1 protein-coding gene is annotated in these 209 nt (G+C 63.2%); it reads left to right on the top strand.

What is annotated here, in order from left to right; all coding sequences use genetic code 11:
- Positions 1-209: IS200/IS605 family transposase (tnpA, locus tag KUM40_RS38395; protein ID WP_217170974.1), on the top strand; the 209-nt coding region annotated here is incomplete at both ends.

The raw sequence follows: 209 nt of genomic DNA, 5'->3' as shown, positions 1-209 counted from the left end.
TTCGTGACCAAGTACCGGCGTGAGGTCTTCAACGACGAGATGCTGACGCGCTGCGAGGAGATCATGCGGAACGTGTGCACGGACTTCGGCGCGGACCTGACCGAGTTCAACGGGGAGGGCGACCATGTCCACCTGCTGGTGCACTACCCGCCCAAGGTCGCCCTCTCGAACCTGGTCAACTCGCTCAAGGGCGTGTCCTCGCGCTACCT

Source organism: Streptomyces sp. AC512_CC834 (assembly GCF_019049325.1).
Taxonomy (GTDB): domain Bacteria; phylum Actinomycetota; class Actinomycetes; order Streptomycetales; family Streptomycetaceae; genus Streptomyces.
Note: the sequence above shows the minus strand (reverse complement) of the source record. Positions and strands in the feature narration are given on the sequence as shown.